This window comes from Streptomyces sp. NPDC023541 (assembly GCF_055559995.1).
The window spans coordinates 26,516-42,749 of record NZ_JBVHJO010000025.1; the positions used below are offsets into that span (position 1 = coordinate 26,516).

Below are 16,234 nucleotides of genomic sequence, written 5' to 3' on the forward strand. Positions count from 1 at the left end.
CTGGTGACGGGATCCGGGTCCAGAAGCCGCCTGAAGCTACTCGGCGCACTGGGAAATCCCTGTCATCACCCTGCTGATGCCTGCTTAAAGCAGTGCCTCGGCCTGCGAGCCGTCCTTGCCCGCCGGCTCTGTGGGCAAGGACTCATTAGCGGGCGCGGTCGTGGGGTCCGCTTGAGCAGTGGAACCCAGCCAGACACCGCGTTGCCGGGGGGTATTGATCGCGGAACGGGCCTCTGGGGGGCCGTCTCTCAGTTGTCCGTGAGCGCTGGCCGGCCGAGCGTGGCTTGCGGCCCGGGAGTTTCACGGCGCACACACTGCATAGACGGTGATTGTGCGCGCATCGCTTGCGGTCACCTGCCAGCCAGTCGCCGGAGTGGTCGGAGTCCCCCCGATGGGGTGATCCTCGATAATCTCAAGGTTGCCTTGCGAGTCGGTCTGGTAGCCGCCGCCGAGGGCAAAGGTGCCGCTGGGGCACATGACAACGGCGTCGCCTGTGGTGGTGGTTGCCGTGACGATTCTGCTCTGGGCCCCGACGCTCGGGCCCTGGGCGCCCTGAGGTCCCTGCGGCCCGACGTCACCCTGAGCACCCTGGTTTCCCTGCGGCCCGACGTCACCCTGAAAGCCCTGGAAGCCCTGCGGCCCGACGTCACCCTGAGCACCCTGGTTTCCCTGCGGCCCGACGTCACCCTGAAAGCCCTGGGCGCCCTGGAAGCCCTGCGGCCCGGCGTCACCCTGAGCACCCTGGAAGCCCTGCGGCCCGATGTCGCCCTGAGCACCCTGGTTTCCCTGCGGCCCGACGTCACCCTGAGCACCCTGGTTTCCCTGCGGCCCGACGTCACCCTGAAAGCCCTGGGCGCCCTGGAAGCCCTGCGGGCCGGCGTCACCCTGAGCACCCTGGAAGCCCTGCGGCCCGACGTCACCCTGAGCACCCTGGTTTCCCTGCGGCCCGACGTCACCCTGAGCACCCTGGTTTCCCTGCGGCCCGACGTCACCCTGAAAGCCCTGGGGGCCCTGCGGGCCGACGTCACCCTGAGCACCCTGGTTTCCCTGCGGCCCGGCATCACCCTGGGGGCCCTGCGGCCCGGTGTCCCCCCTGTGACCTTGGGGTCCTCGCACGCACTTCGGATGGTGGTGGTGGTCAGGCTTGCCGCTGCCGTAACCACACCCGCCGCCGTACCGGTCATCATGGGTGGTGCCCGAGGGGTGGGGATCGAAATCGTCGCTCAGAGCACCATTTGGGCCTGGCAACGTGAGACGGTGATCGACGCCAGACTTGTCGATCGCATCGGCCACAGCGGTCATCGATGAGGCGAAGTTGACGACCAAGCTAAGAGCCCCCGCCGCCGAAAACATAGTGGCGGTCTGGAGCCAGGATCTGCGCAGCGACTGACGCTTCATCATCCAACCCTTCCTGGAGAGTGGAACTGGCGCCCGTGGCGTACACCGACTTCCGGGCTGCTGGTGTCCCGCGTGCTGCCCCGCGGCCGGGCCCCAGGCGAACGTATTTCGCCGCGCAGTGGTGATCAACGGGACCTGCTGGCGAGTGTGAGGTCGCGCGAGCACAACCGCGTGCAGAGCCCAGGCAAGGTTCACCCAGATGCCATGACCGTCCACCCATCTGCCGAAAAGGCCTGCTTACCTGTTCAGTCCCGTGTGGACCCCGAAGGTGTAACCCAGTCCGGACACGCCACGGGCCCGGGGGTCAGCCATGACACCACCCGGGGCCCGTGGGCCGATTCAACGACATCGACACCTCAGAGGAGGTTCCGGCATGTGACGCTGCGGGATAGCTGGCCACTTTGACTGCTGCGCTGGTCAGACGGTGGGCGAGCCTGTGTAGTCATGGCGTCCGTAGCCGCGGCCGTCGCCGTGCCAGTCCAGGAACAGAACCGAGTCGGCCAGGGCGCCGGGGCCGGCCCGATGACTGATCGTCGGCGTGCGGTAGTAACCGTCGCAATTGGCGCTCGACGTGCTGTCTTCCAGCCGCCCCTCCATCGCCGTGAAGTCCCGCTCGACCACCACGGGATCGGTGCCCTCGCGGGCCTGCTTGATCTGCAACCGCAGCTTGGCCCCGTCGAAGATCGTCGGATCGTCCACCTCGCGGAACGCGGGCCCGTCCCACTTCGCTTCGGCATACGCGTATACGGTGCCCCCGGACCGGGCCGCGCACGTCTTCACCGTCACCTTCCAGTTGTCCGGCCACGGCCCGTCATAGCTGCTGTCGTCAATGTCCTTCGTACTGCTCGCGCACTTGTAGGCCGGGGCAGCCGTGGCGGAGGGGGCGGCCGGCGCCGCCACCGCCGTCACGGCCACCGCCGCGCGCTTGATCGTGGTCATGCCCGGTCAATGCCGGGACCGAGGAAGCGACACGGCCCTGACCCGAAACCGCCTCGGACGAGCGCCCCCCCCGTTATTTTTTTCGCGGTCCTGCAATGGGGCCGCTGGCCTCCGGGCCCGGTATGACTGTGTCCCCTCTGTCGAACGGATGACCTGGGGGGTGGTGTCGCCGGGTCCGTGGGGTGCCGTCGGAGCCGCTGATGAGAGACCCGGCCACCGCCCGGCCCGGCGCAATGCCGGACAGAGACGTGGGCGGCAGGTCTGCATAACGTGGATGCGCGAGCACGGTGCCAACGCCAAGGCCGGCCAGGTCAACCACCCAGGAGGGGTGCGATGTTAAACACCGGCGATGTGGGCGTCTTCCTGGGTATGGACGTCGGCAAAAGCGCCCACCATGGCCACGGGCTGACGCCGGCGGGCAAAAAAGTCTTCGACAAGCCGATGCCCAACAGCGAACCGAAACTGCGGGCCGTCTTCGACAAGCTGATCGCGAAGCTCGGCACGGTGCTGGTGATCGTGGACCAGCCCGCATTGATCGGGGCTCTGCCGCTGACCGTGGCGCGCGACGCGAGCTGCGAGGTCGCCTACCTGCCCGGACTCGCCATGAGGCGGATCGCCGATCTCTATCCGGGCGAGGCGAAAACCGACGCGAAGGACGGGGCGGTCATCGCGGACACTGCCCGCACCCTGCCGCACGTCCTGCGGTCGCTGGAGCTGACCGACGAGATCACCGCCGAGCTCACGGTGCTGACCGGCTTCGACCAGGACCTCGCCGCCGAGGCCACCCGCACTTCGAACCGGATACGCGGCCCGCTGACCCAATCCCACCCCAGCCTCGAACGAGTCCTGGGACCGCGGCTGGACCACCCTGCGGTCACCTGACTCCTCGAGCGCTACGGATCCCCGGCCGCACTGAGGAAGGCCGGCCGCCGCAGACTCGTCGAACTGATCCACCCCAAGGCCCCACGCATGGCCGTCCGGCTGATCGACGACGTCTTCGACGCTCTCGAGGAACAGACCGTCGTGGTCCCGGGAACCGGCACCCTCGACATCGTGATCCCGTCCCTGGCCGCCTCGCTCGCGGCGGTTCGCGACCAGCGCCGGGCGCTGGAAGCCCAGATCAGCACCCTGTTGGAGGCTCACCCTCTTCACCAGGTCCTGACCTCGATGCCGGGAGTCGGAGTCAGGACCGCCGCAATCCTGCTGGTCACCGTCGGCGACGGCACCAGCTTCCCCAGCGCCGCCTACGCCGGCCTCGCCCCCACCACCAGATCCTCGGGTACCTCGATCCACGGCGAACACGCGCCACGAGGCGGAAACCGGCAGCTCAAACGCGCCATGTTCCTCTCCCCCTTCGCCTGCATGAACGCCGACCCGGCCTCCCGCACCTACTACGACCGGCAAAGAGCCCGCGGCAAAACCCACACCCAGGCGCTCCTGCGCCTCGCCCGCCAACGCATCAGCGTCCTGTTCGCCATGCTCCGCGACGGCACCTTCTACGAGCCCAGAACCCCCACCGTCACCCTCGCCGCATGACCATCCCAAACAGCCCGATACCCGACACCATGTCCTTGACGAAGGACATAGAGCCCCCCCCCACGATGAGTACCATTTGCGCATCATGATTGTCATTCTCCAAATAACAGCCCTGAAATCCCACGCTCGTGTAAACCGGGTGCGTGATGGTGTCCTCGCATATCGCGCCCTGCACCGGCACCCAAGGCTTCCAGTTGACTGCCGCAGATGCGGTCCCGCCAGAAAGAACAGATGCACTAGCCGCCAGGATGAAAATTCCAGCCACACGTCCAGTGGACACAATAAGATGCTTCAAGTTCCCCTACCTTAATGGGCGATCACCCATCACGGACAGCCCGTCGACAGACAGGACCGGCCGCCTGCGAAAAGGTCAATGCCAGACCGGCGGCATGCCGAGAACCACCATCCGCCACGCCGACCCATTGAACAACGCCGGTTTCCATATGACAGTCATAAGCGGAGATGATCAAACCGGGGGAAGCAGCAAGTCCGCGACCCCATCGCGGCCTTTCTGTCCCGGCGTAGGACTCGCAGGCCGTAAGGACCAGGCGACGTCGTGGGTTGTCGCAAGACCGGAGGCATCGCGCTCGATCTGTCTACGCTCAACCGCCGGGCGCATCGCTTGGGCGGTCGCCGTGGCGACGCGGAGCCGGTACTCCTGAAACATGCGCGTGCGGCGCCGAGTGCATCGGCACCATGAAACGGTCCTGGAGGCCGGCCGATGTGCCAGGGATCCAACGCGAAGGCCCGTCAGGAACTGGTCGCGGACAGGGTGGGGTCGTCCGCCACGTCGCTGGCCCCGTCGCCGGAGCAGGTGGCGGTCGGGGATCTGGACCCGATGCGGGACCTGCTGGTGGGAGCGATCGACGCGATGTCGTCGTCGGTGCGCCGGCAGGTGGTGCGGCTGCAGATCCAGGGCCTGACCGGCGTCGAGATCGCTGCCGCCCTCGGCATACGCGCCCGACGACTCCACCAGGAGCGTCACAACGCGGTTGTGGAGCTGCGGCACGCGCTGCAGGCGTTCATCCGTGATGCGCACCGGAAATCATCAGGACGCAGGGAGAGGGACAGGTGACGGTGGTGACCCGTTTGAACCACGACAGCCGCGGCCTTCCGCCGTCGGCCGGGCTGGTGGAGCTGCTGGCGAAGCTGGCCGGGCCGGAGGACTTCTGGGACCGGCCGCACGGGGACTTCGGTCCGCTGAGCGGCTTGTACCGGCTGGACCGGGACGGGTGGGAGCGGGCGAACTCGCTGTACCTGCTCGGTTCGAAGGCCCTGCGCCGGGGTGAGCTGACCGTGGCAGCGGACTGGCTAGGCGAGTCCGCCTCTGCCGGCCACCCGGGAGCGATGTTCCGCATGGCCGCGCTCACACTGCGCATAGGGGCCGACTGGACGGACGAGGCACGGTTCCTGGTGGCCGAGGCCGCCCGGCACGGCCACGGTGACGCCGCGCGCCTCCTGGCCGCGCTCGCCCGCCGCCTCCCCGACACGGACCCTGGACAGCCCGAGGACGCGGAGTACTTCGACGAGGTCCGCGAAGGGCTGGGCGTGCGGGCACCTGCTGCACCCCGACACCGACGGCTCTACCCCCGGAGCGCTGTGGGTCGCGTCTGTCCGAGGACGCGGCACCAGTCGTCTCGCGGGCCCGGTCGAGGAGCTCGCTGGCGTCGCGGCGGGCCCGCGCGCGGATGGCGTCGGCGTCGGTGCGCGCGCTCGTACGGATCCGTTCGGCTTCGGTGTGCGCGGCGGTACGCAGGGCCTCGGCGTCGCGGACGGCGTCGTGGTGGACCTGGCGGACCGTGGCCCGCACCCGCTTGTTCGCGGCCTGGGCCCGGCGCTGGAGCAGCTTGGCGTCCTGCCAGTGCCCGCGCCACTCCTGAATGAGGGCGGCGTCGGCGCGGAACTTCGCGGCGGCCGGCTTGTCCAGACCGCCGGGGGTGGTGACGACCAGGAGGTATTCCAGGAGCGCGTCGAGGGTTGGCAGGCGCTTGCCTGTGAGCATTTCGTTCAGGCCGGTCGTGGTCAGGCGCGGCCGCACCGAGGCGGCGGCGACCGTGGCGTAGGAGGGGGAGCCGCCGGCTATGTGGAGGAGGTTCAGCTTCTCGGCGAAGGCTGCCAGCGCGGCCTCGTAGGCGTCGATCGCCTCACGGTCCTGCGGCTCGACCCCGGGTGCTTCGGTTGCCATCAACCCCCCTGCCTGTGCGGAAAGCCACGCTAGAGGGCGGTGAGGCCGTACGTATGCGGATTGCGCCGAACACTCCCGGCCGCGTCCCCGCGTCCGAAACCGTTCCGGTCCCCAACGGCCGAAACACAAGACCATCCGGGTCCGGGCGGGCCCGCACGGATCACTGGGAACCAGGGCCGCGGGGCGCTCTTCTGGAGTCATGACCAGCACCGGCCACACCCCGCAGACGCCCAACACCAATCCCGAGCCCGCCCAGCTCCCGGCCAACCGCGACACGGACCCCGGTCCGCGCCGCGTCTCCGACGCCGTGGTCCTGGTCGCGCTCCTCGCCACCTGCGCCGGCATCTACCTCACCGTCGGCGAAGCTGGCTTCGCCGGCGTCATCAGCGCCGTCGCCGCCCTCTACGGCACTTGGCGCGCACGCCGATGAACCCGGTCGACGGCCTCGGCACAAGCCCGGAGTCAGAAGCCGACGGCAACGCGCTTGCCGATCGCGACAGCCGCGCGCCGACACCCCGCCCGCACGGCAGCCAGGTCCGCTCGTACGTCCGGCCGCCCTCAAGGAGTTCGGCCAGCAGCGCGTCGAGACGGGGTGACAGATCCGGGCGGTGGCTGGAGGGAGGTGCGGGCGGTGTGTGGATATGGGCGTACATCATGGCCGGACGGTCGAGGCCGCTGAACGGAGTGCGGTCGCCGATCTGTCCGGGGCACCCACGGCCCTGGTCACCCCCGACGGGTCAATCGCCTGGCGTGCGCGCAGCACCGTGTGGGGGGCGACGCAGTGGAATCGCGACGCAACTGCGTACACGCCACTGCGCTACCCCGGTCAGTCGTTCGACCCTGAGACCGGCCTCCACTACAACTTCAACCGCTACTACGACCCGGCCACCGGACGCTACATCAGCCCCGACTCCCTCGGCCTCGCGCCGGCCATCAACCACTACACCTACGTCGCCAACCCGTTCACCCTCTGGGATCCACTGGGTCTGGCAGGCTGCTCGGCCGACCCGACCTGGGGCGGCCGTGTCCGCTTCGTACGCGACGAGCACGGCCGCCCCTACGAGATGCATGCCACGATCACGCGCGACATGCTCAATGAGGGCACGCATGTCAACCAGTCACTCAGGCCCCCGGGATTCCTCAACGGAGACGACTACAACCACGCGCGCGGGCATCTCCTTGCGCGAATCCTCGGCGGGTCAGGGGACACCCTTGACAATCTGTTTTGCATCACACAAAACCCGACAAACACGCCACAGATGCGTCGCTGGGAGAAGGCCATCTACGACGCGGTCGCCGGAACGTCGGCGGAGGTGGTGCCGGTGTTGGCGAGGGCGTCGGACAGCAGCACGACGCGGTTGGTGGCGTCCGCCCGGCGGCCCTCGACGGCGATGTCGTAGCCCCGGGTCACACCGGCCTCCACGTTGGTGAAGTCGGTGGGGCGCAGCAGGTCGACGACCTGGTGCACCCGCTCGCGGTTGCCGTACAGGCGGTCATGGGGAGCCGGGTCTCGGCCTTGTCGCTGAAGGCTACGACGGCGACCGAGTCGTCGCCGCGCAGCCGGTCGGTCATCAGGTCCAGGGACGTGCGGACCAGGTCGAGGCGGCCGGGCTCGGCCATCGAGCCGGAGATGTCGACGACGAAGGTGAGGGCGGCGGGCGGACGCCGGTCGTGGCCGAGGCCGTCTCGGGTGGCGAGTCCGACGCGCATCAGCGACCAGCCCGCGGCGTCGGTGCGGGCGCCGTCGAGGTCACGGAGAGTCCGTGCCGTCCGGCTGCCGGTAGTCCTGGCGGAAGCTGTTGACGAGCTCCTCCGGACGAACGGTCCCGGGGTCGGGCAGGCTGCCGTCGGCGAGGTTCGGCGGGCGTATCCCCAGCTCGCGGTGTCCACGGCCAGGGCGAAGGTGGAGAGGTGGTCCGCGGGCGGCGCCTCGGTGCGGCGGCCGTCGTGCTCGCGCTACGAGGTGCCGCCGGCCCGGTCGAGGGCGCCGGGCGCGCCCTGGGCGGGGGCCGGGGCGGGGTTGCCGCCGCGGGTCGGCCGGCCGGTCTCCTGGGAGGTGCCGCTGCTGCGGTCGTGGCCGCTGTCGGCGGCGAGCACGGCGAGCATGCAGAGCACGGGCGGTCCCGCCGGGCGGCGGTGGTGGCGAAGGCCGCGGTGCTGGCGAAGGCCGCGGTGCTGGTGAAGGCCGTGGTTGCGGTCGCGGTCGCGGCTGGGCGTGCGCAACGTCATGGTGTCCCCATTCGGACGGACGGTGTCTGCGAATGTGATGTCCGAGAAGGGGAGTTGGAGCCGACGGAGTTGTTGCGAACGCGTCTCGAAAGGATAACGGCAGGCGGAACGTCAAGCTCTGGCGGAGATCAGGGCACGATGAAGCGCGGAGGGCAACCCCGTCCCCGCCGTTTCATCTCAGCCGGCGCTGCCGAGTGCGGTCAGTACGCGGTCGGGTGTCAGGGGGAGTTCGCGCAGCCGGTGGCCCGTGGCGTGGCAGAACGCGTTTCCGATCGCGGCCGCCGTTCCGACGATGCCGATCTCGCCGATCCCCTTGCTGCCCATGGGGTTGAGGTGTTTGTCGTGTTCGTCGATCCAGTGGACCTCGATGGCGGGTACGTCGGCGTGCGCCGGGATGTGGTAGGCGGCGAGGTCGCTCTCGGTGAAGTCGCCGAACTCCGCGTCCATCGTGCTGTGTTCGGTCAGCGCCATGCCGAGTCCCATGATCATGGCGCCCTTGAACTGCGACCGTGCGGTGAGCGGGTTGAGGATGCGGCCGGCGGCGAAGACGCCGAGCATGCGCCGTACGCGGACCTCCCCGGTGATCGTGTCGACCCGCACCTCGGCGAAGTGCGCACCGAAGGCATGGCGTGAGTAAGGGGACTTCTGCTTGGCGGACTGGGTGGTGTCGGCGGACGCGGACAGTCCCGCGGCCGGCAACGGCTCGGGGTGGCGCTCAAGGCGCGCGGTCAAGGCAGTGCAGGCGTCGTGGACGGCCCACCCCCAGGAGCCGATGCCCGAGGAGCCTCCGGCGAGCGAGGCCGGGGGCAGGCCGGTGTGTCCGATGGCGACGGACACGGAGTCGAGCGGAACCCGCAGGGCATCGGCTGCCACCTGGGCCAGAACGGTGCGGGCGCCCGTCCCGATGTCGGTGGCGTTGATTTCGACGAGGTAGCGGCCGTCGGGAAGGGCGTGCGCCCGGGCGGTAGAGGGTGCGACGAGGACGGGGTAGGTGGCGGCGGCCACTCCGCTGCCGGTGAGGTACGGGCCCTGCCGGCGGGGCTCGCGGCAGTCGGCCCAGCCGAAGCGCTCGGCCCCCTCGCGCAGGCACTCGACGAGGTGGCGGCTGCTGAAGGGGAGGCCGCTGTCGGGTTCGGTGCGGGGTTCGTTGCGCACGCGCAGCTCGATCGGGTCGATGCCGAGGGTGTCCGCGAGTTCGTCCATCGCCGATTCCAGGGCGTACATGCCCGGCGCCTCGCCGGGGGCGCGCATCCAGGACGGGGTGGGCACGTCGAGGGTGACGACCCGGTGGGTGGTGCGGATGTCGGGCACGGCGTACATGACGCGGGCCGGCACCGCCGCTTGTTCGACGAACTCGCGGACGCGGGAGGTGTGGGTGGTGACCTCGTGGGTCAGGGCGGTCAGCGTGCCGTCGGTCCGGGCGCCGAGCCGGATGCGGTGCAGGGTGGGCGCCCGGTGGCCGACGGTGGTGGGCAGGTGGGCGCGCGGCAGGGCGAGTTTGACGGGCCTGCCGTAGCGTCGCGAGGCCATCGCCGCCAGGACCACGTGAGGGCGCGGGGTGCCCTTGGAGCCGAAACCGCCGCCCACGTGCTCGGAGGCGACGGTGATCTCCTCCTCGGTCAGTTTCAGCAGTGCGGCCAGCGCTGCACGGACGGGGCCGGCGCCCTGGCTGGAGTCGTGCACGGTGAGGTGGTGGCGTTCCTCGTCCCAGTCGGCGACGGCGGAGTGCGGTTCCATGGGGTGGTTGTGCAGGGGCCCCACGCCGTAGGCACAGTCGATCCGTACGGGGGCGGCGGCGAGCGCCGCGTCCGGGTCACCTTGCTCGCGGTGGGCGGGGTGGCCTCCGTTGGCCTCTTCGGGGGTGTAGGCGCGCTGGTGGTCGACGGTGAGGGTCACGTCGTGGGGGTCGGTCTCGTAGGTGACGCGCACCAGGGCGGCGGCGGCCCGCGCGCCCTCCAGGGTGTCGGCGACGGCCAGGGCCACGTACCAGCCGCGGTGGGGCACGTGCAGGTCCTGGAGGAGGTGCAGGGTGGGGTCCTCTGCAGCGCCGAGACGCGGTGCGTCGTACGGGGTCAGCACGCCGAGGACACCGGGCGCGGCGGTGGCGGCCGCCGTGTCGACGGAGGTGACACGGCCGCGGGCGATCGTGGCGGGCACGGGCCAGCCGTAGGCACAGTCGGGGGGTGTGTGCTCGGCGGCGTACCGGGCGGCTCCGGTGACCTTCTCGCGTCCCTCGCTGCGCCGGGCCGGGCTGCCGAGGGCGGACGGGCTGTCGGGCGTGGGGGGCATCGCGGGTCCCCTTTCTGTTCGGGGAGCGGTCACGGCCGGGGGCGGGCGGGAGGAGCGCCGGAGGCGGAGCGGATCAGCGTTGCGAGGGCGTCGCGCGCGAGGTTGCGGGCGAGGTCGACCTTGAAGGCGTTGTCGGGCAGGGGCCGGGCCGCGGCCAGCTCCGCGTCGACGGCTTCCCGTACGGCCTCCTCGGTGGGTACGGCGCCGGTGAGCCGTTCCTCGGCGGTGGTGGCGCGCCAGGGCCGGTGGGCGAGACCGCCGAGGGCGATGGCGACGTGGCGTACGCGGTCGTCGTCGAGTTGGAGCACGGCGGCCACCGAGGCGAGGGCGAAGGCGTACGAGGCGCGGTCGCGGGCCTTGCGGTAGAGGGAGACCGCTCCGGGCGCGGGCGGGGGCAGGAGCACGGCGGTGACGATCTCGCCCGGGCGCAGGACGGTGTCCCGTTCGGGGTTCTCGCCGGGCAGCCGGTGGAAGCCGCCCGCCGCCACCCGGCGGGTGCCGTGCTCGCCGCCATAGAGCTCGATCTCGGCGTCCAGGGCGGTGAGGGCCACGGCCATGTCCGAGGGGTGGGTGGCGATGCAGTGCGCGGAGTGGCCGAGGACGGCGTGGTCGCGGTGCACTCCGTCGCGGGCGGCGCAGCCGGTACCGGGTTCCCGCTTGTTGCAGGGCTTGGACACGTCCTGGAAGTACGGGCAGCGGGTGCGCTGGAGCAGGTTCCCGCCGGTGGTGGCGACGTTGCGCAGCTGCCCGGACGCGCCGGCCAGGAGGGCTTGGGAGAGGGCGGGGTAGCGGGTCCGGACCAGGGGGTGCACGGCCAGGTCGGTGTTCGACACACCGGCCCCGATCCGGAGCGCGCCCGTGGGCAGTTCCTGGATGTCGTGGAGGGGCAGCCGGGTGAGGTCGATGAGGGTGTCGGGGGTCTCGACGCCGTGCTTCATGAGGTCGACCAGGTTGGTGCCCCCGGCGATGTAGCGGGAGCCGGGGCGGCCGGCGTGGGCGGCCGCCGCTTCCTGGAGGCTGGTGGCCCGCACGTAGGCGAAGGGCTTCACGCGATCACGTCCGGGGTCGGGGGCGGGGTCCGGTCGGTGGTCTCGGCGGCGGCGCAGGCCGCTACGGCGTCGGCGATCCCGTTGTAGGCGCCGCAGCGGCAGAGGTTGCCGCTGAGCCGCTCCCCGATTTCTTCGGCGTTCAGGACGACGGGGCGGGCGGTGTCGGCCGCGGTGGCCGCACCGGTCACGTGGGAGGGGTGTCCGGCGGCGGCTTCCCGCAGGACTCCGACGGCGGAGCAGAGCTGGCCGGGAGTGCAGTATCCGCACTGGAAGGCGTCGTGGTCGAGGAAGGCCTGCTGGAGGGGGGACAGGGCGCCGTCGGGGGCGGCGAGCCCTTCGACGGTGATGATCTCGGAGCCGTCCAGGGTCACGGCCAGCAGCAGGCAGCTGTTGGCGCGCCGGCCGTCGACGAGGACGGTGCAGGCTCCGCACTGCCCGTGGTCGCAGCCCTTCTTGGAACCGGTCAGGTCCAGCTGCTCCCGCAGGGCGTCGAGGAGGGTGACGCGGTTGTCCAGGTCGAGAACGTGGGTGCGGCCGTTGACGCGGAGCGTGACGCGCGAGCGGACGGGGCCGGCGGCGGACGGTGGGGCGGCCTGCTGCTGTTGCAGGGGATTGCGTTCACGTGCAGCCACGACCGTCCTCCATGTCCGGTTACGGGACGCATGTCCGATCACTGGAAGTATGCCCTAGCACCTGCCCCCGGCCCCGCCGCGCCATGCCTCCCCGACGTGGCGACCTCGGGGCGGCTCCTCGCGCTCCTCCGAGGGGGCGGGTCAGCGGGCGATGGAGACCGCGAAGGGGGCGAGTCCGCCGGCACGGATCACATGCGGCACGAACAGGATCGCGGCCTCTGCGGCGCGGGCGGTTCGGATTCCGCCGAGATCGGTGATCCACTCCTTCCGCCAGCCGAGGTCGGTGAGCAGTTCGAAGACGGTCTGCTTGGCCCCCGGGTCCTCGCCCGAGAGGAACGCGGTCGGCGCCTGGGCGAGCGTGGCCGGCGCGGTCATCACCGAGAAGAGCATGGTGTTGAGCGTCTTGACGACGCTGGTTCCGGGGAGCGCCTCCTGGAGCTGTTCCGCGAGGCTGGAGCCGGGGTGGAGCAGGTCGGCGGGCAGTCCGTCCGGGCCGTCGGCCGTGGCGTTGGAGACGTCCACGAGGATCTTGCCCCGCAATATCTCGCGCAGGGCGGCCAGACGCTCCAGTGAGCCGGCGCCCGGTGTGGCGTTGATGACGATCCGGGCAGTGCGCGCGGCCTCGGCGGCGGCGCCCGGCGTGCGGTCCGCCACGGTGACCCGATGTCCTGCCCGGGTGAGGGCGGCGGCCAGGTTGCCGCCGACGCGGCCGTTTCCGAGTACTGCGATGTCGTTCATGGTGATCCGTTTCCCTTGGGTCTTTGCGGTTCTCGTGAGTCTTTGCGGCTCTCGTGAGGGGTCAGCGGGAGAGCGTCGCAACGGCCTCGGCGTGGACGCCGGGTGCGGCGGCCAGGAAGCCGCTGCTCTGCGGGGTCCAGGGGCGGCCCTCGGCGTCGGAGATCCGTCCGCCGGCCTCCAGGACGAGCAGGGTCCCGGGGAGCAGGTCCGCGCGGGCCCCGGCGAACTGCCAGAAGGCGCCTGCCCTCCCGGCGGCCACGTTCGCCAGGTGCAGGGTCGCGGGCACCGCGGTGCGCACGACGAGGGCGTCCAGGAGCATCGCGGTGATCGAGCGGCCGACGCGCCGCACGACCTCCTCGTCCTCGTCCGGCCGGGCCTGGCTGGTGGCGACGATGCTCAGGCCGAGGTCCCCGGTCTCGCTGACGCGCAGGGGTCGGCCGTCGAGGTGGGCGCCCGCCCCGGCGAGCGCGGTGTAGGTCTCTTGGGTCAACGGCACGTGGACCACGGTGAGTACCGGCTGGTTGTCGCGCACCAGGGTGGCGGTGACCGCCCACTCAGGCAGGGCGTGCAGGTGGTTGACGTTGCCTTCGGCCGGATCCACGACCCACCACTCACCGGGCGGCAGCGCGCCGCCGTCGAGTTCGTCCTCCACCCAGCCTGCATCCGGGCGGAGGCGTGTGAGGCGGGGGCGCAGGATCGCGAGGGCCGTGTCGTCGTTGGCTGCGAGCGCGTCCATCAGCTCTCCGCGGGTCCGGTAGGGGACCACCTTGCCGAAGCGCTCGCGCAGCGCCGAACCGGCCGTACGCACGGCGAGCACAGTCTGGTCGAGCAGGTGGGCGTCGGAGGCGGTGGTGACGGCCTCGCTCCGCAGCGTTTCGGACATGGTGGTGCTCCTGTCTGAGGAGGGGGTGGTGCGGTCGGCCGGGCCGATCCGCGCGGTCCGTCGTGCGCTTTCGCCTCAACGGTATGGACCCCCATCGTTAACTTCAAATGCATGTCAGGAACGACTAGGATTACTCGCATGCAATTGGACTTGAACCTGCTCACCGCGCTCGACGCGCTGCTGGAGGAGGGGAGCGTGGCCGGGGCGGCAGCGCGCCTGCACGTCACCGCCCCCGCGATGAGTCGGAGCCTGGGCCGGATCCGGCACACCACCGGGGATCAGATCCTGGTGCGCACCGGCCGCACGATGACCCCGACGCCGTATGCGCTCGCCGTCCGGGCGCAGGTGCACGAGCTGCTGCATCAGGTCCAAGGGGTACTGGCACCGAGCCGCGAGCTCGATCTGGCGACCTTGGAGCGCACTTTCACACTGCGCTGGCACGATTCCCTGGTGGCCCTGAGCGGGCCCGCGCTGCTCGCGGCCGTACGCGGACAGGCGCCGGGCGTGCGATTGCGCTTCGTCGCGGAATCGAGCGTCGACACACCGCAGTTGCGCCGCGGCGAGGTCGATTTGGAGGCGAACGCCAACCGCCCCGGCGCACCGGACATCCGCGCCGAGAGCGTGGGCGAGACCGGCCTGGTCATCGTCGTGAGGCGGGGGCATCCCCTCACCCTCGGCGGGCCCCTCACCGCGCAGCGGTACGCCGCGGCCGAGCACGTCACCGTCTCACGACGCGGAAACCTCGCCAACGCCGTCGACGACGCACTGGCGCGGCTCGGCCTCTGCCGCCAGGTGATCGCGACCGCGCCCACCGAAGCGGCCGCGTTCGCGTTTGCGCGCGACTCCGATCTCGTGGTCAGCGTCCCCGAAGCCACCACGCGCTCCATGGCCGCCGGTCTCGGACTGGTCGCGCTCCCCATGCCGCTCGAACTGCCGTCGGCGCCGGTGTACCTGTCGTGGCATCAGCGCTATGACACCGACACCGCCCACGCCTGGTTGCGAGGGCTTGCGCGGGACGCGCTGGCCCTGTGCGGAGCGTCGTAGGCTGCGCGGCCCCGCTGGCGGACCGGGTGCCAGTGGTCGCCGGTCACCGGTCACCGGTCGCCGGTCGCCGGTCACCGGTCAACGCCACCGGGCCGTGCGTCAGTTCGTCCCTGCCGGTCGGGGGAATCCCGGCCGATCGGTGGCGGCGTTCGGGGCGGGCGGCGGTTGCAGCCAGCCGCGGATGGCGGCCTGGACGCCGGCCTGGAAGCGGGTGTCGGCGTCGAGTTCCTCCAGCATGCGGGTGATCCGGCGGCGGGCGGTGTGTACGTGTACGCCGAGCCGGCGGGCGATGGTCTCGTCCTTCAGGCCTGAGGCGAGCAGCCCGAGGAGTTCCCGCTGGTCCTCGGTGAGGGGGCTGGCGGGGCTGCCGACGGGGGTGGCCCGTGCCCACAGGGATTCGAACAGCGGCAGTGCGGCGCGGCGCAGCAGGGAGTCGCCGAAGACCAGGGCCGCTCCGTCGGCTCCTCCGTCGTCGGAGGGCGGTGGGGGCAGCAGGCAGATGCGCCGGTCCACGATGACCAGGCCGGTGGGCAGGCGCTGTCCGATCCGGGCCTGGAGGCCGAGTCGGGTGAGGGCGATCAGTTCTCTGGCCCGTTCGGGGAAGTCGGTACCGCGCCGGTCGGTGACGGTCCGTACGGTGACGCCGCGGGCCAGCAGACGGCGGATGCGCTCCGCCCCCGCCTCTGCCTCCCCCGCCTCCCCCGCTTCCCCGGAGTGCTCGTCCGCGGGTGACGCGGGTGCCCGGCACGTCCTGAGCGCGCCGCGGTCGAGCACGAGCACTTCCGTCTCGGCGGAGTCGAGCATGGCGTCGAGGCGGGCCCCGACGGAGTCGGCGCCGGTGACGATCTCGATGCCGGCCGGAGGTCCGGCGGGTAAGGCGGGTGGCGGCGGTAGCTCGTGGGCCAGCAGGTCGGCATAGGTGCGCAGGGATTGCAGCTCCGCCGATTCCCGGTTCAGGAGGGCCTGTCGGCGCTGGATGAGTACGCGCAGTACGGCGGCCGGGTCCGCGACCGGGTCCGCGGCCGCGAGGATCACCGCCCCGCTGCCGTACTGCGTGCGGGCGGGAGTCCGGTCGTGCGGGTCGGTTTCGATCATGCCGGGGATTTTGACCGCCTTCACACCGCCCCCACAACTGTGCATGGCCACTTCTGAGGGGGCCCCGGCTCTGTTCGCGAGCCGCCCGCGGCGCTTGCATGGCGGCGACTCACAGCAACGCATCAGGCACTCATGGTTGAGGAGACCCCTTGCCCAAGTTCAGCGCAGGTTCGACGGCTGCGACCCCGACCGCACGACGGATATGGCGGAAAGAGCT

Annotated in this window: 16 protein-coding genes and 1 pseudogene; 6 read left to right on the plus strand and 11 right to left on the minus strand. The window is 71.0% G+C overall.

Annotation, left to right across the window (positions count from 1 at the left end):
- Positions 1 to 396 precede the first annotated feature (396 nt).
- Positions 397 to 1,308 carry a hypothetical protein gene (locus ACZ3X1_RS34740; RefSeq protein WP_467283178.1) on the plus strand — a complete coding sequence of 304 codons (912 nt, stop codon included), beginning with the start codon at positions 397 to 399 and terminating at the stop codon, positions 1,306 to 1,308.
- A 507-nt stretch (positions 1,309 to 1,815) separates the two neighbouring features.
- On the opposite strand, the gene ACZ3X1_RS34745 is transcribed toward ACZ3X1_RS34740, so the two are convergent.
- Positions 1,816 to 2,337: a hypothetical protein gene (locus ACZ3X1_RS34745; RefSeq protein ID WP_467283181.1), complete on the minus strand. Its 522-nt coding sequence runs from the start codon at positions 2,335 to 2,337 to the stop codon at positions 1,816 to 1,818.
- 333 nt (positions 2,338 to 2,670) lie between these two features.
- Here ACZ3X1_RS34745 and ACZ3X1_RS34750 point away from each other — a divergent pair.
- Positions 2,671 to 3,873, plus strand: a pseudogene (locus ACZ3X1_RS34750) (IS110 family RNA-guided transposase).
- Here ACZ3X1_RS34750 and ACZ3X1_RS34755 read toward each other — a convergent pair.
- Positions 3,857 to 4,138: a hypothetical protein gene (locus ACZ3X1_RS34755; RefSeq protein ID WP_467283185.1), complete on the minus strand. Its 282-nt coding sequence runs from the start codon at positions 4,136 to 4,138 to the stop codon at positions 3,857 to 3,859. The pseudogene ACZ3X1_RS34750 and the gene ACZ3X1_RS34755 overlap by 17 nt on opposite strands.
- Before the next feature lie 456 nt (positions 4,139 to 4,594).
- Between ACZ3X1_RS34755 and ACZ3X1_RS34760 the strand changes: the two genes are divergently transcribed.
- On the plus strand, positions 4,595 to 4,948 hold the full coding sequence (locus tag ACZ3X1_RS34760; protein ID WP_467283188.1) for a hypothetical protein: 354 nt from the start codon (positions 4,595 to 4,597) through the stop codon (positions 4,946 to 4,948).
- A 291-nt stretch (positions 4,949 to 5,239) separates the two neighbouring features.
- Here the strand turns inward: ACZ3X1_RS34760 and ACZ3X1_RS34765 are convergent, their stop codons facing one another.
- Entirely contained in the window at positions 5,240 to 6,058 is an 819-nt protein-coding gene (locus ACZ3X1_RS34765; protein ID WP_467283191.1) for a hypothetical protein, read from the minus strand.
- A 199-nt stretch (positions 6,059 to 6,257) separates the two neighbouring features.
- Between ACZ3X1_RS34765 and ACZ3X1_RS34770 the strand changes: the two genes are divergently transcribed.
- A complete protein-coding gene (locus tag ACZ3X1_RS34770; RefSeq protein ID WP_467283195.1) occupies positions 6,258 to 6,488 on the plus strand; it encodes a hypothetical protein in 231 nt (76 codons plus the stop codon).
- A 211-nt stretch (positions 6,489 to 6,699) separates the two neighbouring features.
- Positions 6,700 to 7,458 carry an RHS repeat-associated core domain-containing protein gene (locus ACZ3X1_RS34775; RefSeq protein ID WP_467283269.1) on the plus strand — a complete coding sequence of 253 codons (759 nt, stop codon included), beginning with the start codon at positions 6,700 to 6,702 and terminating at the stop codon, positions 7,456 to 7,458.
- Between the two features lie 7 nt (positions 7,459 to 7,465).
- Here ACZ3X1_RS34775 and ACZ3X1_RS34780 read toward each other — a convergent pair whose 3' ends face one another.
- The 7 genes from ACZ3X1_RS34780 to ACZ3X1_RS34810 form a co-directional block, all read right to left on the minus strand.
- Positions 7,466 to 7,768, minus strand: a complete 303-nt coding sequence (locus tag ACZ3X1_RS34780; protein ID WP_467283198.1) for a VWA domain-containing protein — start codon at positions 7,766 to 7,768, stop codon at positions 7,466 to 7,468.
- A 246-nt stretch (positions 7,769 to 8,014) separates the two neighbouring features.
- Positions 8,015 to 8,287 carry a hypothetical protein gene (locus ACZ3X1_RS34785; RefSeq protein WP_467283202.1) on the minus strand — a complete coding sequence of 91 codons (273 nt, stop codon included), beginning with the start codon at positions 8,285 to 8,287 and terminating at the stop codon, positions 8,015 to 8,017.
- 177 nt (positions 8,288 to 8,464) lie between these two features.
- Positions 8,465 to 10,576 carry a xanthine dehydrogenase family protein molybdopterin-binding subunit gene (locus ACZ3X1_RS34790; protein ID WP_467283206.1) on the minus strand — a complete coding sequence of 704 codons (2,112 nt, stop codon included), beginning with the start codon at positions 10,574 to 10,576 and terminating at the stop codon, positions 8,465 to 8,467.
- Between the two features lie 29 nt (positions 10,577 to 10,605).
- The gene (locus tag ACZ3X1_RS34795; RefSeq protein WP_390077632.1) at positions 10,606 to 11,625 is read right to left on the minus strand and encodes an FAD binding domain-containing protein; all 1,020 of its coding nucleotides are present in this window, start codon (positions 11,623 to 11,625) and stop codon (positions 10,606 to 10,608) included.
- Positions 11,622 to 12,233, minus strand: coding sequence for a 2Fe-2S iron-sulfur cluster-binding protein (locus ACZ3X1_RS34800; protein WP_390077694.1), 612 nt, complete (start codon positions 12,231 to 12,233; stop codon positions 11,622 to 11,624). Before ACZ3X1_RS34800 ends, ACZ3X1_RS34795 begins: the two co-directional genes overlap by 4 nt.
- A gap of 165 nt (positions 12,234 to 12,398) precedes the next feature.
- Positions 12,399 to 12,995 (minus strand): NADPH-dependent F420 reductase, encoded by a 597-nt coding sequence (locus ACZ3X1_RS34805; protein ID WP_467283212.1) that lies wholly within the window; start codon positions 12,993 to 12,995, stop codon positions 12,399 to 12,401.
- 61 nt (positions 12,996 to 13,056) lie between these two features.
- Positions 13,057 to 13,878 (minus strand): inositol monophosphatase family protein, encoded by an 822-nt coding sequence (locus ACZ3X1_RS34810; RefSeq protein ID WP_467283216.1) that lies wholly within the window; start codon positions 13,876 to 13,878, stop codon positions 13,057 to 13,059.
- Positions 13,879 to 14,016: 138 nt separating this feature from the next.
- On the opposite strand from ACZ3X1_RS34810, the gene ACZ3X1_RS34815 reads away from it, so the two are divergent.
- Positions 14,017 to 14,922, plus strand: a complete 906-nt coding sequence (locus tag ACZ3X1_RS34815; RefSeq protein WP_467283273.1) for a LysR family transcriptional regulator — start codon at positions 14,017 to 14,019, stop codon at positions 14,920 to 14,922.
- Between the two features lie 99 nt (positions 14,923 to 15,021).
- On the opposite strand, the gene ACZ3X1_RS34820 is transcribed toward ACZ3X1_RS34815, so the two are convergent.
- Complete coding sequence (locus ACZ3X1_RS34820) at positions 15,022 to 16,017, minus strand: helix-turn-helix transcriptional regulator (protein ID WP_467283218.1); 996 nt, start codon at positions 16,015 to 16,017, stop codon at positions 15,022 to 15,024.
- Positions 16,018 to 16,234: the final 217 nt, after the last annotated feature.

Bases quoted from the DNA above. Each gene is read 5' to 3' on its own strand.
- ACZ3X1_RS34815 (WP_467283273.1), top strand. From the start codon at position 14,017: ATGCAATTGGACTTGAACCTGCTCACCGCGCTCGACGCGCTGCTGGAG.
- ACZ3X1_RS34790 (WP_467283206.1), bottom strand. From the start codon at position 10,576: ATGCCCCCCACGCCCGACAGCCCGTCCGCCCTCGGCAGCCCGGCCCGG.
- ACZ3X1_RS34810 (WP_467283216.1), bottom strand. From the start codon at position 13,878: ATGTCCGAAACGCTGCGGAGCGAGGCCGTCACCACCGCCTCCGACGCC.
- ACZ3X1_RS34765 (WP_467283191.1), bottom strand. From the start codon at position 6,058: ATGGCAACCGAAGCACCCGGGGTCGAGCCGCAGGACCGTGAGGCGATC.
- ACZ3X1_RS34760 (WP_467283188.1), top strand. From the start codon at position 4,595: ATGTGCCAGGGATCCAACGCGAAGGCCCGTCAGGAACTGGTCGCGGAC.
- ACZ3X1_RS34775 (WP_467283269.1), top strand. From the start codon at position 6,700: ATGGGCGTACATCATGGCCGGACGGTCGAGGCCGCTGAACGGAGTGCG.
- ACZ3X1_RS34805 (WP_467283212.1), bottom strand. From the start codon at position 12,995: ATGAACGACATCGCAGTACTCGGAAACGGCCGCGTCGGCGGCAACCTG.
- ACZ3X1_RS34770 (WP_467283195.1), top strand. From the start codon at position 6,258: ATGACCAGCACCGGCCACACCCCGCAGACGCCCAACACCAATCCCGAG.
- ACZ3X1_RS34820 (WP_467283218.1), bottom strand. From the start codon at position 16,017: ATGATCGAAACCGACCCGCACGACCGGACTCCCGCCCGCACGCAGTAC.
- ACZ3X1_RS34780 (WP_467283198.1), bottom strand. From the start codon at position 7,768: ATGCGCGTCGGACTCGCCACCCGAGACGGCCTCGGCCACGACCGGCGT.
- ACZ3X1_RS34785 (WP_467283202.1), bottom strand. From the start codon at position 8,287: ATGACGTTGCGCACGCCCAGCCGCGACCGCGACCGCAACCACGGCCTT.
- ACZ3X1_RS34745 (WP_467283181.1), bottom strand. From the start codon at position 2,337: ATGACCACGATCAAGCGCGCGGCGGTGGCCGTGACGGCGGTGGCGGCG.